A 16,716-nucleotide genomic window follows, 5' to 3' on the forward strand; every position below is an offset into this window, starting at 1 on the left:
TGACCCATGACAAGGCGTTTGGCAGCAGCCCTGGCCATCAGCATGAGCCTGATGCTCGGTGGTTGCGGTGCGGACTACGGCCTCGACCAGAACGGCAACACGGTGAAAGCCGAGCAACTCGACGGGCGCTGGGTGGTGCTCAACTACTGGGCCGAATGGTGCGGCCCGTGCCGGGTGGAGATCCCGGAACTGAATCACTTCGCCAAGGAATGGCAGGCCCAGGGCGTGACCGTGGTCGGGGTGAACTTCGACGGGTTGCAGGGTGAGGAACTGAAGAAGTCGGTGGAAACCATGGGCATCGGCTTCACCGTGCTGGCCCAGGACCCGGCCGAGCGCTATGACCTGCCGCGTGCCGAGGGGCTGCCGGTGACCTACATCATCGATGACAAGGGCAAGGTGCGCGAGCAGTTGATGGGTGAGCAGACCGAGGCGGGGCTGGTGGAGAAGATCAAGGCGCTCAAGGGCGCCTGATCAGTTCTGGCAGGCAACACATGACCCCTGTGGGAGCTGGCTTGCCAGCGATTGGGCCCGATCTGGCAACATCTTTGTCAGTGCCGGCCTCATCGCTGGCAAGTCGGGGCGCCGAACCGCAGCTCCCACAGGGTTTTGTGCTGGCCTTGAGAAGGGAGATCAGCCTTCTTCAGGCCAGAACCGCAGCGGCTTGCCCTCGGCCGGCCAGAACCTGACCTGCTCGATCGGCGAAACATCCCAGCGTTCGACCTGGGTCAGCGCCTGCAAGAAGCGCTTTTCCTGCTCCATCAACGCCGGCGCACACAGCTTGCGCGTGCTGCCTACGGTACCAAAGCTGAGCTTGTCACCCTGCAGGCTGTACTGGGCGAACCAGTGGTTGCACCCGGCATTGCCATAGGCCCGGCCATCATCGGCCAGGGTCAGGGTCAGGTGGCTGTAGTCCATCAGCGGACGTTCGCCGATCCACTCCAGCACATAGCTGCGTTCCTTCTGCAGCTTCACCGGCTCGGCCGCGCAGCCCGCCAGGGCCGCCAGTACCGCGCCGCTCATCAACAGCTTGTTCACTGCGCCTGCTCCCGGCATTTCGGGCACAGGTGTTTCTCACCCTTGGTCGCCCAACCCAGCTCGGCAATCCGCGCCACTGCCGCCGGCTGCTGGGCTTTCTTGCCCAGCTTGGCGTCTACCGCGAATTCGAATCCGAGCTCGGCGTCGCAGGCATTGCACTGCACTTTCCACTGGTGGATCGCCAGCTCGCCGAAGACCGGACCGTTGGCCGTGGCGACCCATTGACCGCGCGGGTTGATCAGGTGGCGGACGCTGTCGACGCTGAGGCGCATCGACAGGTCCTTGCTGCCCTTGAGGGTCACCAGCAGGACGTCGCCTTTCTGGATCGAGCCGCCGTTGCCGGTGACCTGGTAGCGACCGGCCGCCAGCGCGCGGCATTCGATCAGGGTGTGTTGCGGGTTGAAGAGGGTGTAGCGGAAATCGTGTTCGACCATGGGGCCTCCAAATTTGCCGCGTATCCTACCTTATCCCTCCACCAGATTCTGCGGCTCGCCGACCATCCATCGGGCGATGTTGTCCAGGGTGGTCTCGGCGATGGCCGCCAGGGCCTCGCGGGTCAGGAAGGCCTGGTGCGCGGTGATGATCACATTGGGGAAGGTCAGCAGTCGCGCCAGCACGTCGTCCTGCAAAGGCTGGTCGGAGCGGTCCTCGAAGAAGATCTGCGCTTCTTCCTCGTACACATCCAGGCCCAGGTAGCCGAGGTGGCCACTTTTCAGCGCCTCGATCAGCGCCGGCGTGTCCACCAGGGCACCGCGCCCGGTGTTGATCAGCATGGCGCCGGGCTGCAGGTCGGCAAGGCTGTGGATATTGATCAGGTGTTTGGTCTGCGAGGTCAGCGGGCAGTGCAGGCTGATGATATTGGCCTGGCGCAGCAACTGGTCCAGGGGCAGGTAACGGGCGCCCAGGGCTTCGACTTGCGGATTGGGATAGGGATCGTAGGCCAGCAACTGGCAGCCGAAGCCGGCCATGATGCGGGCGAAGGCCAGGCCGATCTGCCCGGTGCCGACCACGCCGACGGTCTTGCCGTGCAGGTCGAAGCCGGTCAGCCCGTGCAGGCTGAAGTCGCCCTCGCGGGTGCGGTTGTAGGCGCGGTGCAGGCGGCGGTTCAGGGCCAGGATCAGCGCCACCGCATGTTCCGCCACGGCATGCGGCGAATAGGCCGGGACCCGGGTCACGCTCAGGCCCAGGCGCTTCGCCGCCGCCAGGTCGACATGGTTGTAGCCCGCCGAGCGCAGGGCGATCAGCCGCGTGCCGGCAGCGGCCAGGCGCTCCAGCACCGGCGCCGACAGGTCGTCGTTGATGAAGGCGCAGACCACTTCATGGCCGGCGGCGAGGGCGGCGGTGTCCTCGTTCAGGCGGGCGGGCTGGAAGTGCAGCTCCAAGCCGCGCACGGCGCGGGCAGCGGTGAAGCTGTTCTGGTCATAGGACTGGCTGCTGAAAAACAGGACGCGCATCGTTCAAGCTCCCTAACGGTCGAACCGCCAGTGTAGCCAGAGCGCCGCGCGCCCGCCTTGCCTCAGGTCAGGCGCTCTGGCGCGCCGCGTGGGTGAGGCGGTCGATGGCCCGTTCCAGGTCGTCGAGGGACTGCTGGGCTTCCGGATCGTCCTGCTTCAACAGGGTCTCGCTGCGCTGGCAGGCCGCACGCAATTGCGGCACGCCGCAGTAGCGGGTGGCGCCATTGAGCCGGTGCACCCGCTCGATGGTCGCGGCGCGGTCGCCGGTATCGCGGGCGGCGCGGATCGCATGGCGGTCCGATTCCAGCGAGGCCAGGAGCATCGCCAGCATGTCAGCCGCCAGATCCGGCTTGCCGGCGGCCAGGCGCAGGCCTTCCTCCGGGTCCAGGACTTTCAGCTCGTTGCTGCCGTACTGGTTGGCGCTGCTGCGGTCGTCGCGGGTGACCTTGACCGTCAGCCCGGTCCATTTCTGCACCACCTGGGCCAGTTGCCGGTCGCTGATCGGCTTGGTCAGGTAGTCGTCCATGCCGCTATGCAGCAGGGCGCGCTTTTCGTTGGCCATGGCATGGGCGGTGAGGGCGACGATGGGCAGCGCCTGGCCACCATGCCCGGCTTCCCAGCGGCGGATCTGCTCGGTGCATTCGCGACCGTCCATGCCCGGCATCTGCACGTCCATCAGGACCAGGTCGAAGCTGTCCTGCTGCACGGCCTTGAGCGCCGCCTTGCCGCTGTCCACCGCCAGTACCTCGGCGCCGAGGTCCTCCAGCAGGGTCTGCACCAGCAACAGGTTGGCCGGGTTGTCGTCGACACACAGCACCTTGGGCAAACGCTGGCCCGGGACGGCCTTGAGTTCGCCCTGGCTGCGCCGCGGCTGGACCAGTTCGAGCAGGGCGCGGCGCAGCTTGCGCGTGCACGCCGGCTTGGCGTAGAGCTGGCCGTGGGCATTGGGCAGGAACGGGTGGTAGAGGGTCTGCTCGGTGGTCGGGCAGAGCACCAGGGCCTGGCAGGCGAACTGCTCCAGGCGCTGGATCAGCTGGCCGAGGCTTTCCGGGGCCATGTCATGCAGGTTGACCCCGAGCACCGCCAGCTCGAACGGCTGTCCGGCCAGGTGCGCGGCTTGCACTGCGGTCAGCAACTGCTCCGGCGAACCGAAGGTGCTCACCGCCAGGCCGCAATCCTCCAGTTGATGCTCCAGTGCCTGGCGGGCCAGTTCGTGGTTGTCGGTGATCGCCGTGCGCCGCTGGTGCAGGGCCGGCAGCGGCTGGTCCTCGGTGGTGTCGCGGGCGCGGGGCAGGCTCAGGCTGATCCAGAACTGCGAGCCTTCGCCCGGGGTGCTGTCGACGCCGATCTCGCCGCCCATCTGTTCGATCAGGCGCTTGGAAATCACCAGCCCCAGGCCGGTCCCGCCGGCCTGGCGCGACAGCGAGTTGTCGGCCTGGCTGAAGGCCTGGAACAAGGCGCGCACATCCTGGGCCGAGAGGCCGATCCCGGTGTCCTGGATGCAGATGCGCAACTGCACCGAATCCTCGCGCTCGTCCTCGAGCATGGCGCGGGCGACGATGGTGCCCTCGCGGGTGAACTTGATCGCGTTGCTCACCAGGTTGGTGAGGATCTGCTTCAGGCGCAGCGGGTCGCCGATCAGCGACAGCGGTGTGTCGCGGTACACCAGGCTGACCAGTTCGAGCTGCTTGGCGTGGGCCTGCGGCGCGAGGATGGTCAGGGTGTCCTGGATCAGGTCGCGCAGGTTGAACGGAATGCTCTCCAGCACCAGCTTGCCGGCCTCGATCTTCGAGAAGTCGAGGATTTCGTTGATGATCCCCAGCAGGCTGTCGGCCGATTTCTCGATGGTGCCGAGGTAGTCGTGCTGGCGCGGGGTCAGCTCGCTTTTCTGCAGCAGGTGGGTGAAGCCGACGATGCCGTTGAGCGGTGTGCGAATCTCGTGGCTCATGTTGGCGAGGAACTCGGACTTGATCCGGCTCGCCTCGATCGCCTCCTTGCGCGCCATGTCCAGCTCGATGTTCTGGATCTCGATGGTTTCCAGGTTCTGGCGCACATCCTCGGTGGCCTGGTCGATACTGTGCTGGAGCTCTTCGTGGGCGCTGTGCAGGGTCTCGGCCATGCGGTTGATCCCGGCCGCCAGTTCGTCCAGTTCGTAGCTGCCCATGTTTGGCAGGCGTTCTTCCAGGTTGCCGTCCTTGAGCTGGCTGACCGCATGCTTGATCTGCCCGATCGGGCCATTGATCGCCCGGCTCATGCGCAGGGCGAGGAGGGTGGTGGCCATCAGCCCGAGGAGGATCAGCAGCATGCTGGCGAACAGCGCGCGATAACCGCGCAGCAAGGTGCCGCTATGGGAAATTTCGATTTCGACCCAGCCCAGCAGGCGATCGGCTTCGTTGGGCACCGGATCGTCGGCGAGGTCGCGATGATGGCCGAACACCGGCAGCAGGTAGCGCGTGGCATCGCTGCCCGAGCGCTGGAGCATCTGCGTACCACCGCCGGCCGGCGGCATGTTGAGCATGCTCGGTCCGGCATGGGCGAGGCTGCCGCGGTCCGGTCCGAGGAAGGACACGGCCCGCACATCGGCCTGTTCCAGGCTCTGCGCGGCGATCCGCTCCAGTTGCGCCCGGTCCCTGCGGGCCAGGGCCGGGCCGGCAAGCGGTGCCAGGCTTTCGGTGATCATCTGGCCGCGCTGGAGCAACTGGGTCTGCAGCTCGTTCTGCTGCAGCCAGGTGAAATAGCCACCGAGCACCAGGGCCATGGCCCCGGCGGGCACCACGGCGAGCAGGAGCACGCGGGTCCTGATTCCAAATCGATTCAGCACGCCCGGTCTCCTGTGTCTGCGCGGCGCTGGATGGGAAGAAAGCTACCGCGTGTTTCAAGGTATTGCACTGGTTTATCGCTTCATGACGAACCGGCCTTTGTACTAGGGTCGGGTTGCCTGGGGCAATTTATTGCTCAATAATCGCGCGATTGAGAATTGCTAGCAGCCGCCAATGAATCCCGCCGTCATCCGCAATCCCAACATTCTCGCGATCGAAGACGATCCGGTACTCGGTGCCTACCTGCACGAGCAACTGGAGCGTAGTGGCTTTCTCGTGACCTGGTGCCGCAATGGTCGGGACGGCCTGGACCAGGCGCGCCAGCAGCATTTCGACGTGGTCCTGATGGATATCCTGCTGCCGGGCATGACCGGCCTCGATGCCCTGGTGCAGTTGCGCGAGCGTAGTGGCACGCCGGTGATCATGATGTCGGCCCTCGGCGCCGAGGCGGACCGCATCACCGGTTTCCAGCGCGGCGCCGACGACTACCTGCCCAAGCCGTTCAGCATGACCGAGCTGCGCGTGCGTATCGAAGCGATCCTGCGGCGGGTCGACCTGGAAAGGCGCTATTCGCCGGTGAGCAAGGCGCCAGCCAGCGAACTGCGTTTCGACGACGAGGCCAGTGACGTCTGCCACGACGGCCAGTGGGCCGGGCTGACCCCCAGCGAATACCGGGTGCTCGATACCCTGCAGCGCAGCCCCGACGAGGTGCTGAGCAAGCCCTTCCTTTACCAGCATGTGCTGCAGCGCGGTTACTCGCGCCACGACCGCAGCCTCGACATGCATGTCAGCCAGATCCGCCGCAAGCTCAAGGCCATCGGCTACCAGGAGCGCCAGGTCCGCACTGTGTGGGGCCAGGGTTACATCCTGAGCGCCGGCGAGGACCAGTGAGTTGCCCAACCGTCATTCGCTGTTCTGGAAGCTGGCGATCCTCATGGTGGGCTTCTGCCTGCTGCTGATCGGCCTGACCCTGTCCTGGGGCAAGCAGATGGAGGTGCGCAACGCCTACCTCGGCCCCCAGGCGCGGGCGCTGCTCGAAGGCTACGCCGCCGAGGCCGAACGGGCCCTGGAAAGCGGTGGCACGGCCGGCGTCGACCTGTGGCTGACCGGCATGCGCGAACGCGAACAGGGCTTTATCAGCGTGATCGGCCCGGACCTGCAACCGCTGGGCAGCCTGCCGCTGACCGATGGCCAGGTCGAGCGCCTGACCAACCTGCGCGGCGTGGATCGTCCGGTCAGCCGGCATTCGTCCACGGCGCCGTGGATGCGCGTGCCGTTTCCCGGTGATTCGTCCCTCGGCAGCCTGGTGATCGAGCTGCCGCACCGGCTGATCCCCGACCGCTGGAACCTGCTGTTCTGGCGCATGGTCACCAATGGCCTGATCCCCGGCCTGCTGACCTTGCTGTTCTGCGTCGGCCTGTACCGCATGCTGATCCGCCCGCTGCACCAGTTGCGTGACCAGGCCAATGCCTGGCGCTCCGAGCGTCTGACCGCACGGGTCGCCAGCACCACCACCAGCCGCCATGACGAATTCGGCGAGCTGGGCCGCGCCTTCGACGATATGGCCGAGCGCCTGCAAGGCACGGTGGCCTTGCAGCAGCAACTGCTGCGCGACCTGTCCCATGAGTTGCGCACACCGCTGAGTCGCCTGCAGGTGGCAAGCGACACGGAAGAAGACCTGCCCCGCCTGCGCGAGCGCCTGGGCCGGGAAGTGGAGGGCATGCAGCGTCTGGTCGAGGATGCCCTGCAACTGGCCTGGCTGGATGCCGAGCGTGCGCCGCTGCCCTGCGAGCCGATCGAGATTCCGGCGCTGTGGGAAATGCTCTGCGAGGACGCCAGCTTCGAAAGCGCCTGGCCGCGGGCGCAACTGGTCTGCGAGCTGGACGGTGAGTGCTGGGTGCAGGGCCATCTCAACAGCCTGGCCCAGGCTCTGGAGAACATCCTGCGCAATGCCATTCGCCATTCACCCGCCGACGGGGTGATCCGCCTCGGTGGCCAGCGCCAGGGCGAGTATTGGCTGCTGTGGCTGGAGGACCAGGGGGGCGGGGTGGACGAAGCGGAGCTGGAACGGATTTTCGCCGCCTTTACCCGTCTCGATGGTTCACGCCCGGGTGATGGCGGCTTCGGCCTTGGCCTGAGCATCGCCCGCAATGCCATGCAGCGCCAGGGCGGACGGCTCTGGGCGCAGAACGGCGCCCGCGGCCTGCGCCTGAATTTCCATCTGCGCGCAGCCGATCCGGCTGGCCTGGGCAAGGGGTTATAGCCATCCGCTATAAGTCCCGCAGATTGCGTGATATGGGGCGCGACGGTTTGCCGGTATGATAGGCGGCCCCGTGAGTCTGGATTGCGAAAACGCCATGACCTTGCAGTACCCCACCATCGCCGATTGCGTCGGCAACACCCCCCTGGTTCGCCTGCAGCGCATGGCCGGTGAGACCAGCAATACGCTCCTGGTAAAGCTCGAAGGCAACAACCCGGCGGGTTCGGTCAAGGACCGTCCGGCGCTGTCGATGATCACCCGTGCCGAGCTGCGCGGCCAGATCAAGCCAGGCGACACCCTGATCGAGGCGACCTCCGGCAACACCGGGATCGCCCTGGCCATGGCGGCGGCGATCAAGGGCTACAAGATGATCCTGATCATGCCCGACAACTCCAGTGCCGAACGCAAGGCGGCAATGACCGCCTACGGCGCCGAGCTGATCCTGGTCAGCAAGGAAGAGGGCATGGAAGGCGCCCGTGACCTGGCCGAGCGCCTGCGTGACGAAGGCCGTGGCCTGGTCCTCGACCAGTTCGGCAACGGCGACAACCCCGAGGCCCACTACGTCAGTACCGGCCCGGAGATCTGGCGCCAGACCGGCGGCAACATCACCCATTTCATCAGTTCCATGGGCACCACCGGCACCATCATGGGCTGCTCGCGCTACCTCAAGGAGCAGAACCCCAACGTGCAGATCGTCGGCCTGCAGCCCATGGAAGGTTCGGCCATCCCGGGCATCCGCCGCTGGCCGGAGGAATACCTGCCGTCGATCTTCCAGGCCGAGCGCGTCGATCGCGTGGTCGACATGGCCCAGAGCGAAGCCGAGGACACCACCCGCCGCCTGGCCCGGGAAGAGGGCATTTTCTGCGGTGTGTCTTCCGGTGGTGCGGTGGCGGCGATGCTGCGCCTGTCCCGTGAAGTGGAAAACGCCACGATGGTGGCGATCATCTGTGACCGTGGCGACCGTTACCTGTCGACCGGCATTTTCGACGCGGATCGCTGATGTCCAAAGCTAAACGAAACGGCGGCCTGCGCTTCCAGCCGGCCGGCGGCAGCCGTGCGCCCCAGGTGCCGACGGGCAAGAAGCAGCGCCTGAGCATCGAGCGCCTGGCCGGTGACGGTCGTGGCATCGCCTTCCTCGAAGGCCGCACCTGGTTCGTCAGTGGCGCGCTGGGTGGCGAAGAGGTCGAGGCGCGGGTGCTCAATGCCCATGGCAAGGTGGTCGAGGCGCGCCTGGAGCGGGTTTTCACGGCCAGCGAGCAGCGCCGCGAGGCGCCCTGCAAGCACTTCGACCGCTGCGGTGGCTGCAACCTGCAACACCTGCCCCACGCCGACCAACTCGAACTCAAGCAGCGCCTGCTCGCCGAACAGTTGCAGCGGGTGGCCGGCGTTGCTCCCGAGCAGTGGGCCGCGCCCTTGAGCGGTCCGGAATTCGGTTATCGCCGCCGCGCCCGCATCGCGGTGCGCTGGGACCAGAAGGCGAAGAAGCTGGACGTCGGTTTCCGCGCCGAAGCCAGCCAGGACATCATCGCCATCGACGACTGCCCGGTGCTGGTACAGCCCTTGCAATCGGTGATGCGCCATCTGCCGTTGCTGTTGCAAAGCCTGGGCAAGCCCCAGGTGGTCGGGCACGTCGAGCTGTTCAGCGGCACCGCCCTGGCCATGCTGGTGCGTCACACCGCGCCACTGGGCGAGGCAGACCTGGGCAAGCTGAACGCCTTCTGCGCCGAAGCCGGCGTGCAGCTCTGGCTGCAAGGTGAAGGCGAGCCTGAAGCGGTGGAACCGGATCAGTTCCTCGGGTTCGAACTGGAGCCCTGGAAACTGACCCTGGCCTACCGCCCGGGCGACTTCGTCCAGGTCAACGCCGGGGTCAATACGGCGATGATCGAACAGGCCCTCGACTGGCTCGCCCCGCAGAATGACGAGCGCGTGCTCGACCTGTTCTGCGGCCTGGGCAATTTCGCCCTGCCGCTGGCGCAGAAAGCCGCCGAGGTAGTGGCGGTGGAAGGGGTGCAGGTGATGGTCGATCGGGCCGCCGCCAATGCCCTTGGCAATAATTTGAATAATGTTCGCTTTTTTCAGGCGGATTTATCCCAACCTCTGGCCGTTGCCGAGTGGGCGGCTGAAGGCTTTTCTGCGGTACTCTTGGACCCACCGCGCGACGGTGCCTACGAGGTCGTCAGAAAAATCGCAGCACTGGGTGCCAAGCGTCTGGTCTATGTGTCGTGCAATCCGGCGACCCTGGCCCGCGATACGCTTGAATTGATCAAGCAGGGTTACCGGTTAAAAAGGGCCGGGATCCTCGACATGTTCCCGCAGACAGCACATGTCGAGGCCATGGCGTTATTCGAGGTGGGTTAGCACCGCTAATCGCCCGGTGTCGTGCCTTCATCGTTCATAGGCACGGCACCCGAGTTATCAGGCGCATCGAGCATGCGCTGCAGGAAAAGGTAAACAAAGATGGTACAGGTGAGAGTGCACCAGCCGGTCAACACCGACGGCAGTATCAATCTCGAAGCATGGCTGGATCACGTATGCAGCGTCGATGCAGCGCTGGACCGTGAAGCCCTGAAGATTGCCTGCGAGTACGCCCAGGAAATCGAGAAGAAGGGCAACCAGGCCAAACACTCCTGGGCCGACGGTACGTCGAGTTTCCAGGCCGGCCTGGAAATCGCCGAGATCCTCGCGGACCTCAAGCTCGACCAGGATTCGCTGGTCGCCGCGATCATTTACCGCGCCGTGCGCGAGGGCAAGGCGACCCTCTCCGAAGTCGCCCAGCGCTTCGGCGCGGTGGTCTCCAAGCTGATCGACGGCGTGCTGCGCATGGCCGCCATCAGCGACAGCCTCAACCCGCGCCATTCCCTGGTGCTGGGCTCCCAGGCCCAGGTCGAGAACCTGCGCAAGATGCTCGTGGCCATGGTCGACGACGTGCGCGTGGCCCTGATCAAGCTGGCCGAGCGCACCTGCGCGATCCGCGCGGTGAAGGGCGCCGACGACGAGAAGCGCCACCGCGTCGCCCGCGAGGTCTTCGACATCTATGCGCCGCTGGCGCATCGCCTGGGTATCGGCCATATCAAGTGGGAGCTGGAGGACCTGTCCTTCCGCTACCTGGAGCCGGACCAGTACAAGCAGATCGCCAAGTTGCTGCATGAGCGCCGCCTCGACCGCGAGCGCTTCATCAACGACGTCATGGCCCAGTTGCAGAACGAACTGCTGGCCACCGGGGTCAAGGCCGATATCAGCGGCCGGGCGAAACACATCTATTCGATCTGGCGCAAGATGCAGCGCAAGGGCCTGGAATTCAGCCAGATCTACGACGTGCGTGCGGTGCGCGTGCTGGTCCCGGAAATGCGCGACTGCTATACCGCGCTGGGCATCGTCCACACCCTGTGGCGGCACATTCCCAAGGAGTTCGACGACTACATCGCCAACCCCAAGGAAAACGGCTACCGCTCGCTGCACACCGCGGTGATCGGCCCCGAGGGCAAGGTGCTGGAAGTGCAGATCCGCACCCACGCCATGCACGAGGAAGCCGAGCTGGGCGTCTGCGCCCACTGGCGCTACAAGGGCACCGACGTCAAGTCCGGGTCCAACCACTACGAAGAGAAGATCTCGTGGCTGCGCCAGGTTCTGGAGTGGCATGAGGAACTGGGCGACATCGGCGGCCTGGCCGAACAGTTGCGGGTCGATATCGAGCCGGACCGGGTCTACGTCTTCACCCCCGACGGCCACGCCATCGACCTGCCCAAGGGCGCCACGCCGCTGGACTTCGCCTACCGGGTGCACACCGAGATCGGCCACAACTGCCGGGGCGCCAAGATCAACGGGCGCATCGTGCCGCTCAACTACAGCCTGCAGACCGGCGAGCAGGTGGAGATCATCACCAGCAAGCACGGCAACCCGAGCCGCGACTGGCTGAACTCCAACCTCGGCTACGTCACCACCTCACGGGCGCGGGCGAAGATCGTCCACTGGTTCAAGCTGCAGGCCCGCGACCAGAACGTCGCCGCCGGCAAGACCCTGCTGGAGCGCGAGCTCAACCGCCTCGGCCTGCCCCAGGTGGACTTCGAGCGCCTGGCGGAAAAGGCCAACCTGCGCGCCGCCGAGGACATGTTCGCCTCCCTCGGTGCCGGCGACCTGCGCCTGGCGCACCTGGTCAACGCCGCCCAGCAACTGGTGGAGCCGGAGCGGATCGAGGAAATCGACCTCATCACCCGCAAGGCCACCGGCTACAAGCCGGGCAAGCGCGGCGACATCCAGATCCAGGGCGTCGGCAACCTGCTGACCCAGATGGCCGGTTGCTGCCAGCCGCTGCCGGGGGATGCCATCGTCGGCTACATCACCCAGGGCCGCGGCGTGACCATCCACCGCCAGGACTGCGCCTCGGTGCTGCAACTGGCCGGGCGCGAGCCGGAGCGGATCATCCAGGTCAGCTGGGGCCCGGTGCCGGTGCAGACCTATCCGGTGGATATCGTGGTCCGTGCCTACGACCGTCCGGGCTTGCTGCGTGACGTCTCCCAGGTCCTGCTCAACGAGCGGATCAACGTGCTGGCGGTGAACACCCGCTCGAACAAGGAAGACAACACCGCGCTGATGTCGCTGACCATCGAGATCCCCGGCCTGGACGCCCTTGGCCGTCTGCTCGGGCGTATCTCGCAGTTGCCGAACATCATCGAGACCCGGCGCAACCGCACCCCTTGACCGAGCAGGCCCGCCAGCACGGCGGGCCTTGCCTGTTGCGAGAGACCACGATGTACACCCTGGAAGACCTGCTGCACCTGATGGCCCGTTTGCGCGACCCGCAATACGGCTGCCCGTGGGACCTGAAACAGACCTACGCGAGCATCGTTCCGCATACCCTCGAGGAAGCCTACGAGGTGGCCGACGCCATCGAGCGCGGCGACGTCGAGCACCTCCAGGGCGAGCTGGGCGACCTGCTGTTCCAGGTGGTCTATTACAGCCAGCTGGCGCTGGAAGAGGGCCGCTTCGAATTCGCCGGGGTGATCGACAGCATCACCCGCAAGCTGATCCGTCGTCATCCCCACGTATTCCCCACCGGCGAGCTGTACGCGCCGCTGGACGCTCCGCGTCTGGACGAAGACCAGGTCAAGCAGCGCTGGGAAGAGATCAAGGCCGAGGAGCGTGCCGAGAAAGGCGTCCCCGAGCAGCTTTCGTTGCTCGACGACGTCCCGGCGGCGCTGCCGGCCCTGTCTCGCGCGGCCAAGCTGCAAAAGCGCACGGCCCAGGTCGGTTTCGACTGGCCGGGCCCGCTGCCGGTGCTGGACAAGGTCCGCGAAGAGCTGGACGAAGTGCTGGAGGCCATGGCCGACAACGACGCCGCGGCCCTGGCCGATGAGGTGGGCGACCTGTTGTTTGCCACGGTCAACCTGGCCCGGCACCTGAAGATCGACCCGGAGAACGCCCTGCGTGGCGCCAACGCCAAGTTCGAACGCCGCTTCCGTTTTATCGAGCAGGCATTGCGCGACATGGGGCGTCCGATTGAAGATTGCACCCTCGAAGACTTGGACGCACTCTGGGGCGAAGCCAAGCGTCAGGAAAAGAACCTGCCCAGCTGCGGCTGAGCGCGATGCATTAAGTGAGTGAACACGATGAGCCTTTCCCTTCGCGACCAATTGCTCAAAGCCGGCCTGGTCAACCAGAAGCAGGTCAAGCAGGTCAACAAAGACCAGAAGAAACAGAAACGCCTGGAGCAAAAAGGCCAGGTCGAAGTCGACGACAGCCAGCAGCGCCTGGCCAAGGAAGCGATGGCCGAGAAGGCCGCGCGCGACCAGGAACTCAACCGCCAGCAGCAGGAAAAGGCCGAGCAGAAGGCCCGTGCCGCGCAGATCAAGCAACTGATCGAAGTTTCGCGCCTGCCCAAGCTGACCACCGAGGACTACTACAACTTCGTCGATGACAAGAAGGTCAAGCGCATCCCGGTCAACGCCCTGGTGCGCAGCAAGCTGAGCAGCGGCTCGCTGGCCATCGTCGCCCATGGCGGCGGCTACGAGATCATCCCGCGGGAAGCGGCGGTGAAGATCCAGGAGCGCGATCCGCAGCGCATCCTCTTGCTCAACACCCAGGTGGAAGAGCCGGATGCCGACGATCCGTACGCGGCCTACGTGATCCCGGATGACCTGATGTGGTGATCTGACTCCGCAGAAACGACAAACCCCGCCTTGGCGGGGTTTGTCGTTTCTGCGGGGGAGGGCGGTGTCAGGACGGGTTGCGGCGGGTTTCCCAGACTTCCAGTTCCATGCGGTAGCGGTGGGCTTCGTGTTCAGTGTGGAACATGCCGACCAACTGGCCCTGCTGGTGCACATCCCAGATGCGCACGCCGGCGGCGACACCTTCATGGGACAGTTTCGATTCGTCGCGCTCAGTTACTTTGACAGTCATGTGCAAACTCCAAATCCGGTTAACTGCGGCACTCTGTCGCAGGACTCTTTTATAGAATTTGTTAGCTGGCTAAGTAAATTAAAAGCGCCATGAAAGATCTTTCATGGTTGTCTGCACCGGCCTCATCGCTGGCAAGCCAGCTCCCACAGGGAATTGCATGCACCGCGGAACCTGTGGGAGCTGGCTTGCCAGCGATGAGGCCCTCACAGACAAAAGAAAACCCCGCACAAGGCGGGGTTTCCGGATACAACGAACAACCAGCCAGTCAGTTACCCTTGACCGCCTTGCCATCCACCGTGCCGTCCTGCAGCACGATCACGTATTCCTTGCCATCGGTCTCGACCTGGCGCAGTTGCACCAGCAGGTAGTCCCAGTCCTTGGCGAACCACAGCTCGGTGATGCGCTTGCTCTGGCTTGGATCACGCACGCGCTCGACCTTGACCGCATCGACCTGGCCGGTACGGGTGCTGACCTTCTCGGTACCCAGCACGCGGAAGTCGTAGGTGTCGATCTCGTCGCCATCCACCACCTGGTAGCTCACGCTCTTCTTGCCCGCCGCCACGTCATGCTGCAGCGCCAGCTGGTAGGTCGACTTGTCCAGCACGCCACGGTTGAGCGGCAGCTTCACCGCGTCGCCACGGTCGGTACCGGTGATGACCTTCTGCGACCAGTCGAAGTCCAGGTCGACTTTCTTCGCCTTGCCCAGGCCACCCCGTTCGAAGTGGTAGCTCTGCGGCAGCAGGGTGTCCTTGTCCAGCGACAGGGTGCTCTGCTCGGTCAGGCTGGCGATCATCATCGATGCCTTGAAGTTGAGGCTCCAGGTGCCGTTGGTGTTCTTTTCCAGGCTGCGTTCGGCAGTGCCGCTCATGGGCAGTTGCTTCCAGTCGGCGGTGTAGCTGGCCGAGAACGGTTTCAGGTCGGCTGCCTGAAGCGGCAGCGCGAGCACGGCGAGGGCGAGAAGCAGGGCGCGACGCATAAAATCTCCTAGGGTCGAATCAAGTGGCCGCTGGCCGCCAGTGGCTGGCCATCCAGTAGAGCACCGCTTGCACCGAGGCGCAAACGGCCTGCGGCAAACCAGCTCACGGCCAGCGGGTAGATCTGGTGTTCCTGGCTGTGAACCCTCTGCGCCAGGGTCTCTGGCGTGTCATCCGTAGCCACCGGAATGATTGCCTGTACGACCAGCGGCCCGCCATCGAGTTCCTCGGTGACAAAGTGCACGCTGCAGCCATGCTCGGCATCGCCGGCCTCCAGCGCCCGTTGGTGGGTGTGCAGGCCTTTGTACTTGGGCAGCAGGGACGGGTGGATATTCAGCAGGCGCCCGGCGTAGTGGCGGACGAAATCGCCGCTGAGGATACGCATGAAGCCGGCGAGCACCACCAGGTGCGGCGAGAAGGCATCGATCTGCTCGATCAGGGCGCGGTCGAAGGCTTCGCGGCCATCGAACCCCTTGTGGTCGAGCACGGCGGTATCGATGCCGGCATTGCGCGCGCGCTCGAGGCCATAGGCATCGGCGCGGTTGGAAATCACGGCGCGGATCCGTACCGGGGAATCCCCGGCACGGGCGCTGTCGATCAGGGCTTGCAGGTTGCTGCCGGAACCCGACAGCAACACCACCACATCACACTTCGCTGCGGGCATCAGTGCGCCTTGACGTTCTTCAGCTCGACCTGGGCGGCGCCTTCGGCGGCGACGCCGATCTGGCCGATGACCCATGGCTGCTCACCGGCTTCACGCAGGGTGTTCAGGGCCACTTCGACCTGGTCCTGGGCAACGCAGATGACCATGCCGACGCCGCAGTTCAGGACGCGGTGCATTTCGTGCTCGTCGACGTTGCCTTGCTCCTGCAGCCAGTTGAACACCGCAGGACGCTCCCAGCTCGCCACGTCGACGATCGCCTGGGCGCCTTTTGGCAGGACGCGCGGGATGTTGTCCAGCAGGCCGCCGCCGGTGATGTGGGCCATGGCCTTGACCGCGCCGGTGGCCTTGATCAGCTTGAGCAGCGGCTTGACGTAGATGCGGGTCGGGGCCATCAGCAGTTCGGTCAGCGGCTGGCCGTCCAGTTGCACCTGCTCGATGTCGGCGCCGGAGACTTCGATGATCTTGCGGATCAGCGAGTAGCCGTTGGAGTGCGGGCCGGAGGATGGCAGGGCGATCAGGGCGTCACCGGTGGCGACTTTCGAGCCGTCGATGATCTCGGCCTTCTCGACCACACCCACGCAGAAACCGGCCAGGTCGTAGTCTTCGCCTTCGTACATGCCTGGCATTTCTGCGGTTTCACCACCGACCAGCGAACAGCCGGCCAGTTCGCAGCCGGCGCCGATGCCGGTAACCACGGTGGCGGCCACGTCGACATTCAGCTTGCCGGTGGCGTAGTAGTCGAGGAAGAACAGCGGCTCGGCGCCGCAGACCACCAGGTCGTTGACGCACATGGCGACCAGGTCCTGGCCGATCGAGTCGTGCTTGTTCAGGTTCAGCGCCAGGCGCAGCTTGGTGCCAACGCCGTCGGTGCCGGAGACCAGGACCGGTTGCTTGTAGCCGGCCGGGATTTCACAGAGGGCGCCAAAGCCGCCCAGGCCGCCCATGACTTCCGGGCGCGCGGTGCGCTTGGCCACGCCTTTGATGCGTTCGACCAAGGCTTCGCCGGCGTCGATGTCTACACCGGCGTCCTTGTAGCTAAGGGAGGGTTGCTTGCTCATGTGATCCAGGCCTTTAGGAGGGAGGGATTCGGGAAAATCGACCCTGACCTGCCAGG

At 65.3% G+C, this 16,716-nt stretch carries 16 protein-coding genes; 8 read left to right on the top strand and 8 right to left on the bottom strand.

All coding sequences use genetic code 11. The features are described from left to right. Positions 1-6 precede the first annotated feature (6 nt). A complete protein-coding gene (locus PSEMO_RS14535) occupies positions 7-471 on the top strand; it encodes a TlpA disulfide reductase family protein (RefSeq protein ID WP_075803692.1) in 465 nt (154 codons plus the stop codon). Between the two features lie 159 nt (positions 472-630). On the opposite strand, the gene PSEMO_RS14540 is transcribed toward PSEMO_RS14535, so the two are convergent. From PSEMO_RS14540 to PSEMO_RS14555, 4 genes are all read right to left on the bottom strand, one after another. Continuing rightward, complete coding sequence (locus PSEMO_RS14540) at positions 631-1,020, bottom strand: META domain-containing protein (RefSeq protein ID WP_086937234.1); 390 nt, start codon at positions 1,018-1,020, stop codon at positions 631-633. 11 nt (positions 1,021-1,031) lie between these two features. After that, entirely contained in the window at positions 1,032-1,469 is a 438-nt protein-coding gene (locus PSEMO_RS14545) for a hypothetical protein (RefSeq protein WP_075803694.1), read from the bottom strand. A gap of 30 nt (positions 1,470-1,499) precedes the next feature. Continuing rightward, positions 1,500-2,489: a 2-hydroxyacid dehydrogenase gene (locus tag PSEMO_RS14550; protein WP_075803695.1), complete on the bottom strand. Its 990-nt coding sequence runs from the start codon at positions 2,487-2,489 to the stop codon at positions 1,500-1,502. 67 nt (positions 2,490-2,556) lie between these two features. Beyond that, a complete protein-coding gene (locus tag PSEMO_RS14555) occupies positions 2,557-5,310 on the bottom strand; it encodes a response regulator (protein ID WP_075803696.1) in 2,754 nt (917 codons plus the stop codon). A gap of 172 nt (positions 5,311-5,482) precedes the next feature. Here PSEMO_RS14555 and PSEMO_RS14560 point away from each other — a divergent pair, with 172 nt between their 5' ends. The 7 genes from PSEMO_RS14560 to PSEMO_RS14590 all read left to right on the top strand — a co-directional run bounded on the left by PSEMO_RS14560 (position 5,483) and on the right by PSEMO_RS14590 (position 13,714). Further along, positions 5,483-6,199, top strand: a complete 717-nt coding sequence (locus PSEMO_RS14560; protein WP_075803697.1) for a response regulator transcription factor — start codon at positions 5,483-5,485, stop codon at positions 6,197-6,199. A gap of 43 nt (positions 6,200-6,242) precedes the next feature. After that, positions 6,243-7,571 (top strand): sensor histidine kinase, encoded by a 1,329-nt coding sequence (locus PSEMO_RS14565; protein WP_075803981.1) that lies wholly within the window; start codon positions 6,243-6,245, stop codon positions 7,569-7,571. Between the two features lie 94 nt (positions 7,572-7,665). Beyond that, positions 7,666-8,568: a cysteine synthase CysM gene (gene cysM / locus PSEMO_RS14570; protein ID WP_178392006.1), complete on the top strand. Its 903-nt coding sequence runs from the start codon at positions 7,666-7,668 to the stop codon at positions 8,566-8,568. Beyond that, the gene (rlmD, locus tag PSEMO_RS14575) at positions 8,568-9,926 is read left to right on the top strand and encodes a 23S rRNA (uracil(1939)-C(5))-methyltransferase RlmD (RefSeq protein ID WP_075803699.1); all 1,359 of its coding nucleotides are present in this window, start codon (positions 8,568-8,570) and stop codon (positions 9,924-9,926) included. Before cysM ends, rlmD begins: the two co-directional genes overlap by 1 nt. 99 nt (positions 9,927-10,025) lie before the next feature. Continuing rightward, positions 10,026-12,266 carry a GTP diphosphokinase gene (gene relA, locus PSEMO_RS14580; RefSeq protein ID WP_075803700.1) on the top strand — a complete coding sequence of 747 codons (2,241 nt, stop codon included), beginning with the start codon at positions 10,026-10,028 and terminating at the stop codon, positions 12,264-12,266. Between the two features lie 50 nt (positions 12,267-12,316). Beyond that, positions 12,317-13,147 (top strand): nucleoside triphosphate pyrophosphohydrolase, encoded by an 831-nt coding sequence (gene mazG, locus PSEMO_RS14585; RefSeq protein WP_075803701.1) that lies wholly within the window; start codon positions 12,317-12,319, stop codon positions 13,145-13,147. A 27-nt stretch (positions 13,148-13,174) separates the two neighbouring features. Further along, positions 13,175-13,714, top strand: a complete 540-nt coding sequence (locus PSEMO_RS14590) for a DUF2058 domain-containing protein (protein ID WP_075803702.1) — start codon at positions 13,175-13,177, stop codon at positions 13,712-13,714. 67 nt (positions 13,715-13,781) lie between these two features. Here the strand turns inward: PSEMO_RS14590 and PSEMO_RS14595 are convergent, their stop codons facing one another. The 4 genes from PSEMO_RS14595 to purM all read right to left on the bottom strand — a co-directional run bounded on the left by PSEMO_RS14595 (position 13,782) and on the right by purM (position 16,660). Continuing rightward, a complete protein-coding gene (locus tag PSEMO_RS14595; RefSeq protein ID WP_075803703.1) occupies positions 13,782-13,964 on the bottom strand; it encodes a hypothetical protein in 183 nt (60 codons plus the stop codon). Positions 13,965-14,229: 265 nt separating this feature from the next. After that, positions 14,230-14,940: a DUF3108 domain-containing protein gene (locus PSEMO_RS14600; protein WP_075803704.1), complete on the bottom strand. Its 711-nt coding sequence runs from the start codon at positions 14,938-14,940 to the stop codon at positions 14,230-14,232. Positions 14,941-14,948: 8 nt separating this feature from the next. Next, complete coding sequence (purN, locus tag PSEMO_RS14605; RefSeq protein ID WP_075803705.1) at positions 14,949-15,602, bottom strand: phosphoribosylglycinamide formyltransferase; 654 nt, start codon at positions 15,600-15,602, stop codon at positions 14,949-14,951. Continuing rightward, on the bottom strand, positions 15,602-16,660 hold the full coding sequence (gene purM / locus PSEMO_RS14610) for a phosphoribosylformylglycinamidine cyclo-ligase (protein ID WP_075803706.1): 1,059 nt from the start codon (positions 16,658-16,660) through the stop codon (positions 15,602-15,604). Before purM ends, purN begins: the two co-directional genes overlap by 1 nt. Positions 16,661-16,716 lie beyond the last annotated feature (56 nt).

It is taken from the genome of Pseudomonas putida (assembly GCF_001941965.1).
Lineage (GTDB): Bacteria > Pseudomonadota > Gammaproteobacteria > Pseudomonadales > Pseudomonadaceae > Aquipseudomonas > Aquipseudomonas putida_L.

Coding starts and splice junctions, on each gene's coding strand:
- PSEMO_RS14550 (WP_075803695.1), bottom strand. CDS start 2,489: ATGCGCGTCCTGTTTTTCAGCAGCCAGTCCTATGACCAGAACAGCTTC.
- rlmD (WP_075803699.1), top strand. CDS start 8,568: ATGTCCAAAGCTAAACGAAACGGCGGCCTGCGCTTCCAGCCGGCCGGC.
- purN (WP_075803705.1), bottom strand. CDS start 15,602: ATGCCCGCAGCGAAGTGTGATGTGGTGGTGTTGCTGTCGGGTTCCGGC.
- PSEMO_RS14540 (WP_086937234.1), bottom strand. CDS start 1,020: ATGAGCGGCGCGGTACTGGCGGCCCTGGCGGGCTGCGCGGCCGAGCCG.
- PSEMO_RS14560 (WP_075803697.1), top strand. CDS start 5,483: ATGAATCCCGCCGTCATCCGCAATCCCAACATTCTCGCGATCGAAGAC.
- PSEMO_RS14595 (WP_075803703.1), bottom strand. CDS start 13,964: ATGACTGTCAAAGTAACTGAGCGCGACGAATCGAAACTGTCCCATGAA.
- PSEMO_RS14545 (WP_075803694.1), bottom strand. CDS start 1,469: ATGGTCGAACACGATTTCCGCTACACCCTCTTCAACCCGCAACACACC.
- PSEMO_RS14600 (WP_075803704.1), bottom strand. CDS start 14,940: ATGCGTCGCGCCCTGCTTCTCGCCCTCGCCGTGCTCGCGCTGCCGCTT.
- PSEMO_RS14590 (WP_075803702.1), top strand. CDS start 13,175: ATGAGCCTTTCCCTTCGCGACCAATTGCTCAAAGCCGGCCTGGTCAAC.
- PSEMO_RS14535 (WP_075803692.1), top strand. CDS start 7: ATGACAAGGCGTTTGGCAGCAGCCCTGGCCATCAGCATGAGCCTGATG.
- PSEMO_RS14565 (WP_075803981.1), top strand. CDS start 6,243: ATGGTGGGCTTCTGCCTGCTGCTGATCGGCCTGACCCTGTCCTGGGGC.
- relA (WP_075803700.1), top strand. CDS start 10,026: ATGGTACAGGTGAGAGTGCACCAGCCGGTCAACACCGACGGCAGTATC.
- mazG (WP_075803701.1), top strand. CDS start 12,317: ATGTACACCCTGGAAGACCTGCTGCACCTGATGGCCCGTTTGCGCGAC.
- purM (WP_075803706.1), bottom strand. CDS start 16,660: ATGAGCAAGCAACCCTCCCTTAGCTACAAGGACGCCGGTGTAGACATC.
- cysM (WP_178392006.1), top strand. CDS start 7,666: ATGACCTTGCAGTACCCCACCATCGCCGATTGCGTCGGCAACACCCCC.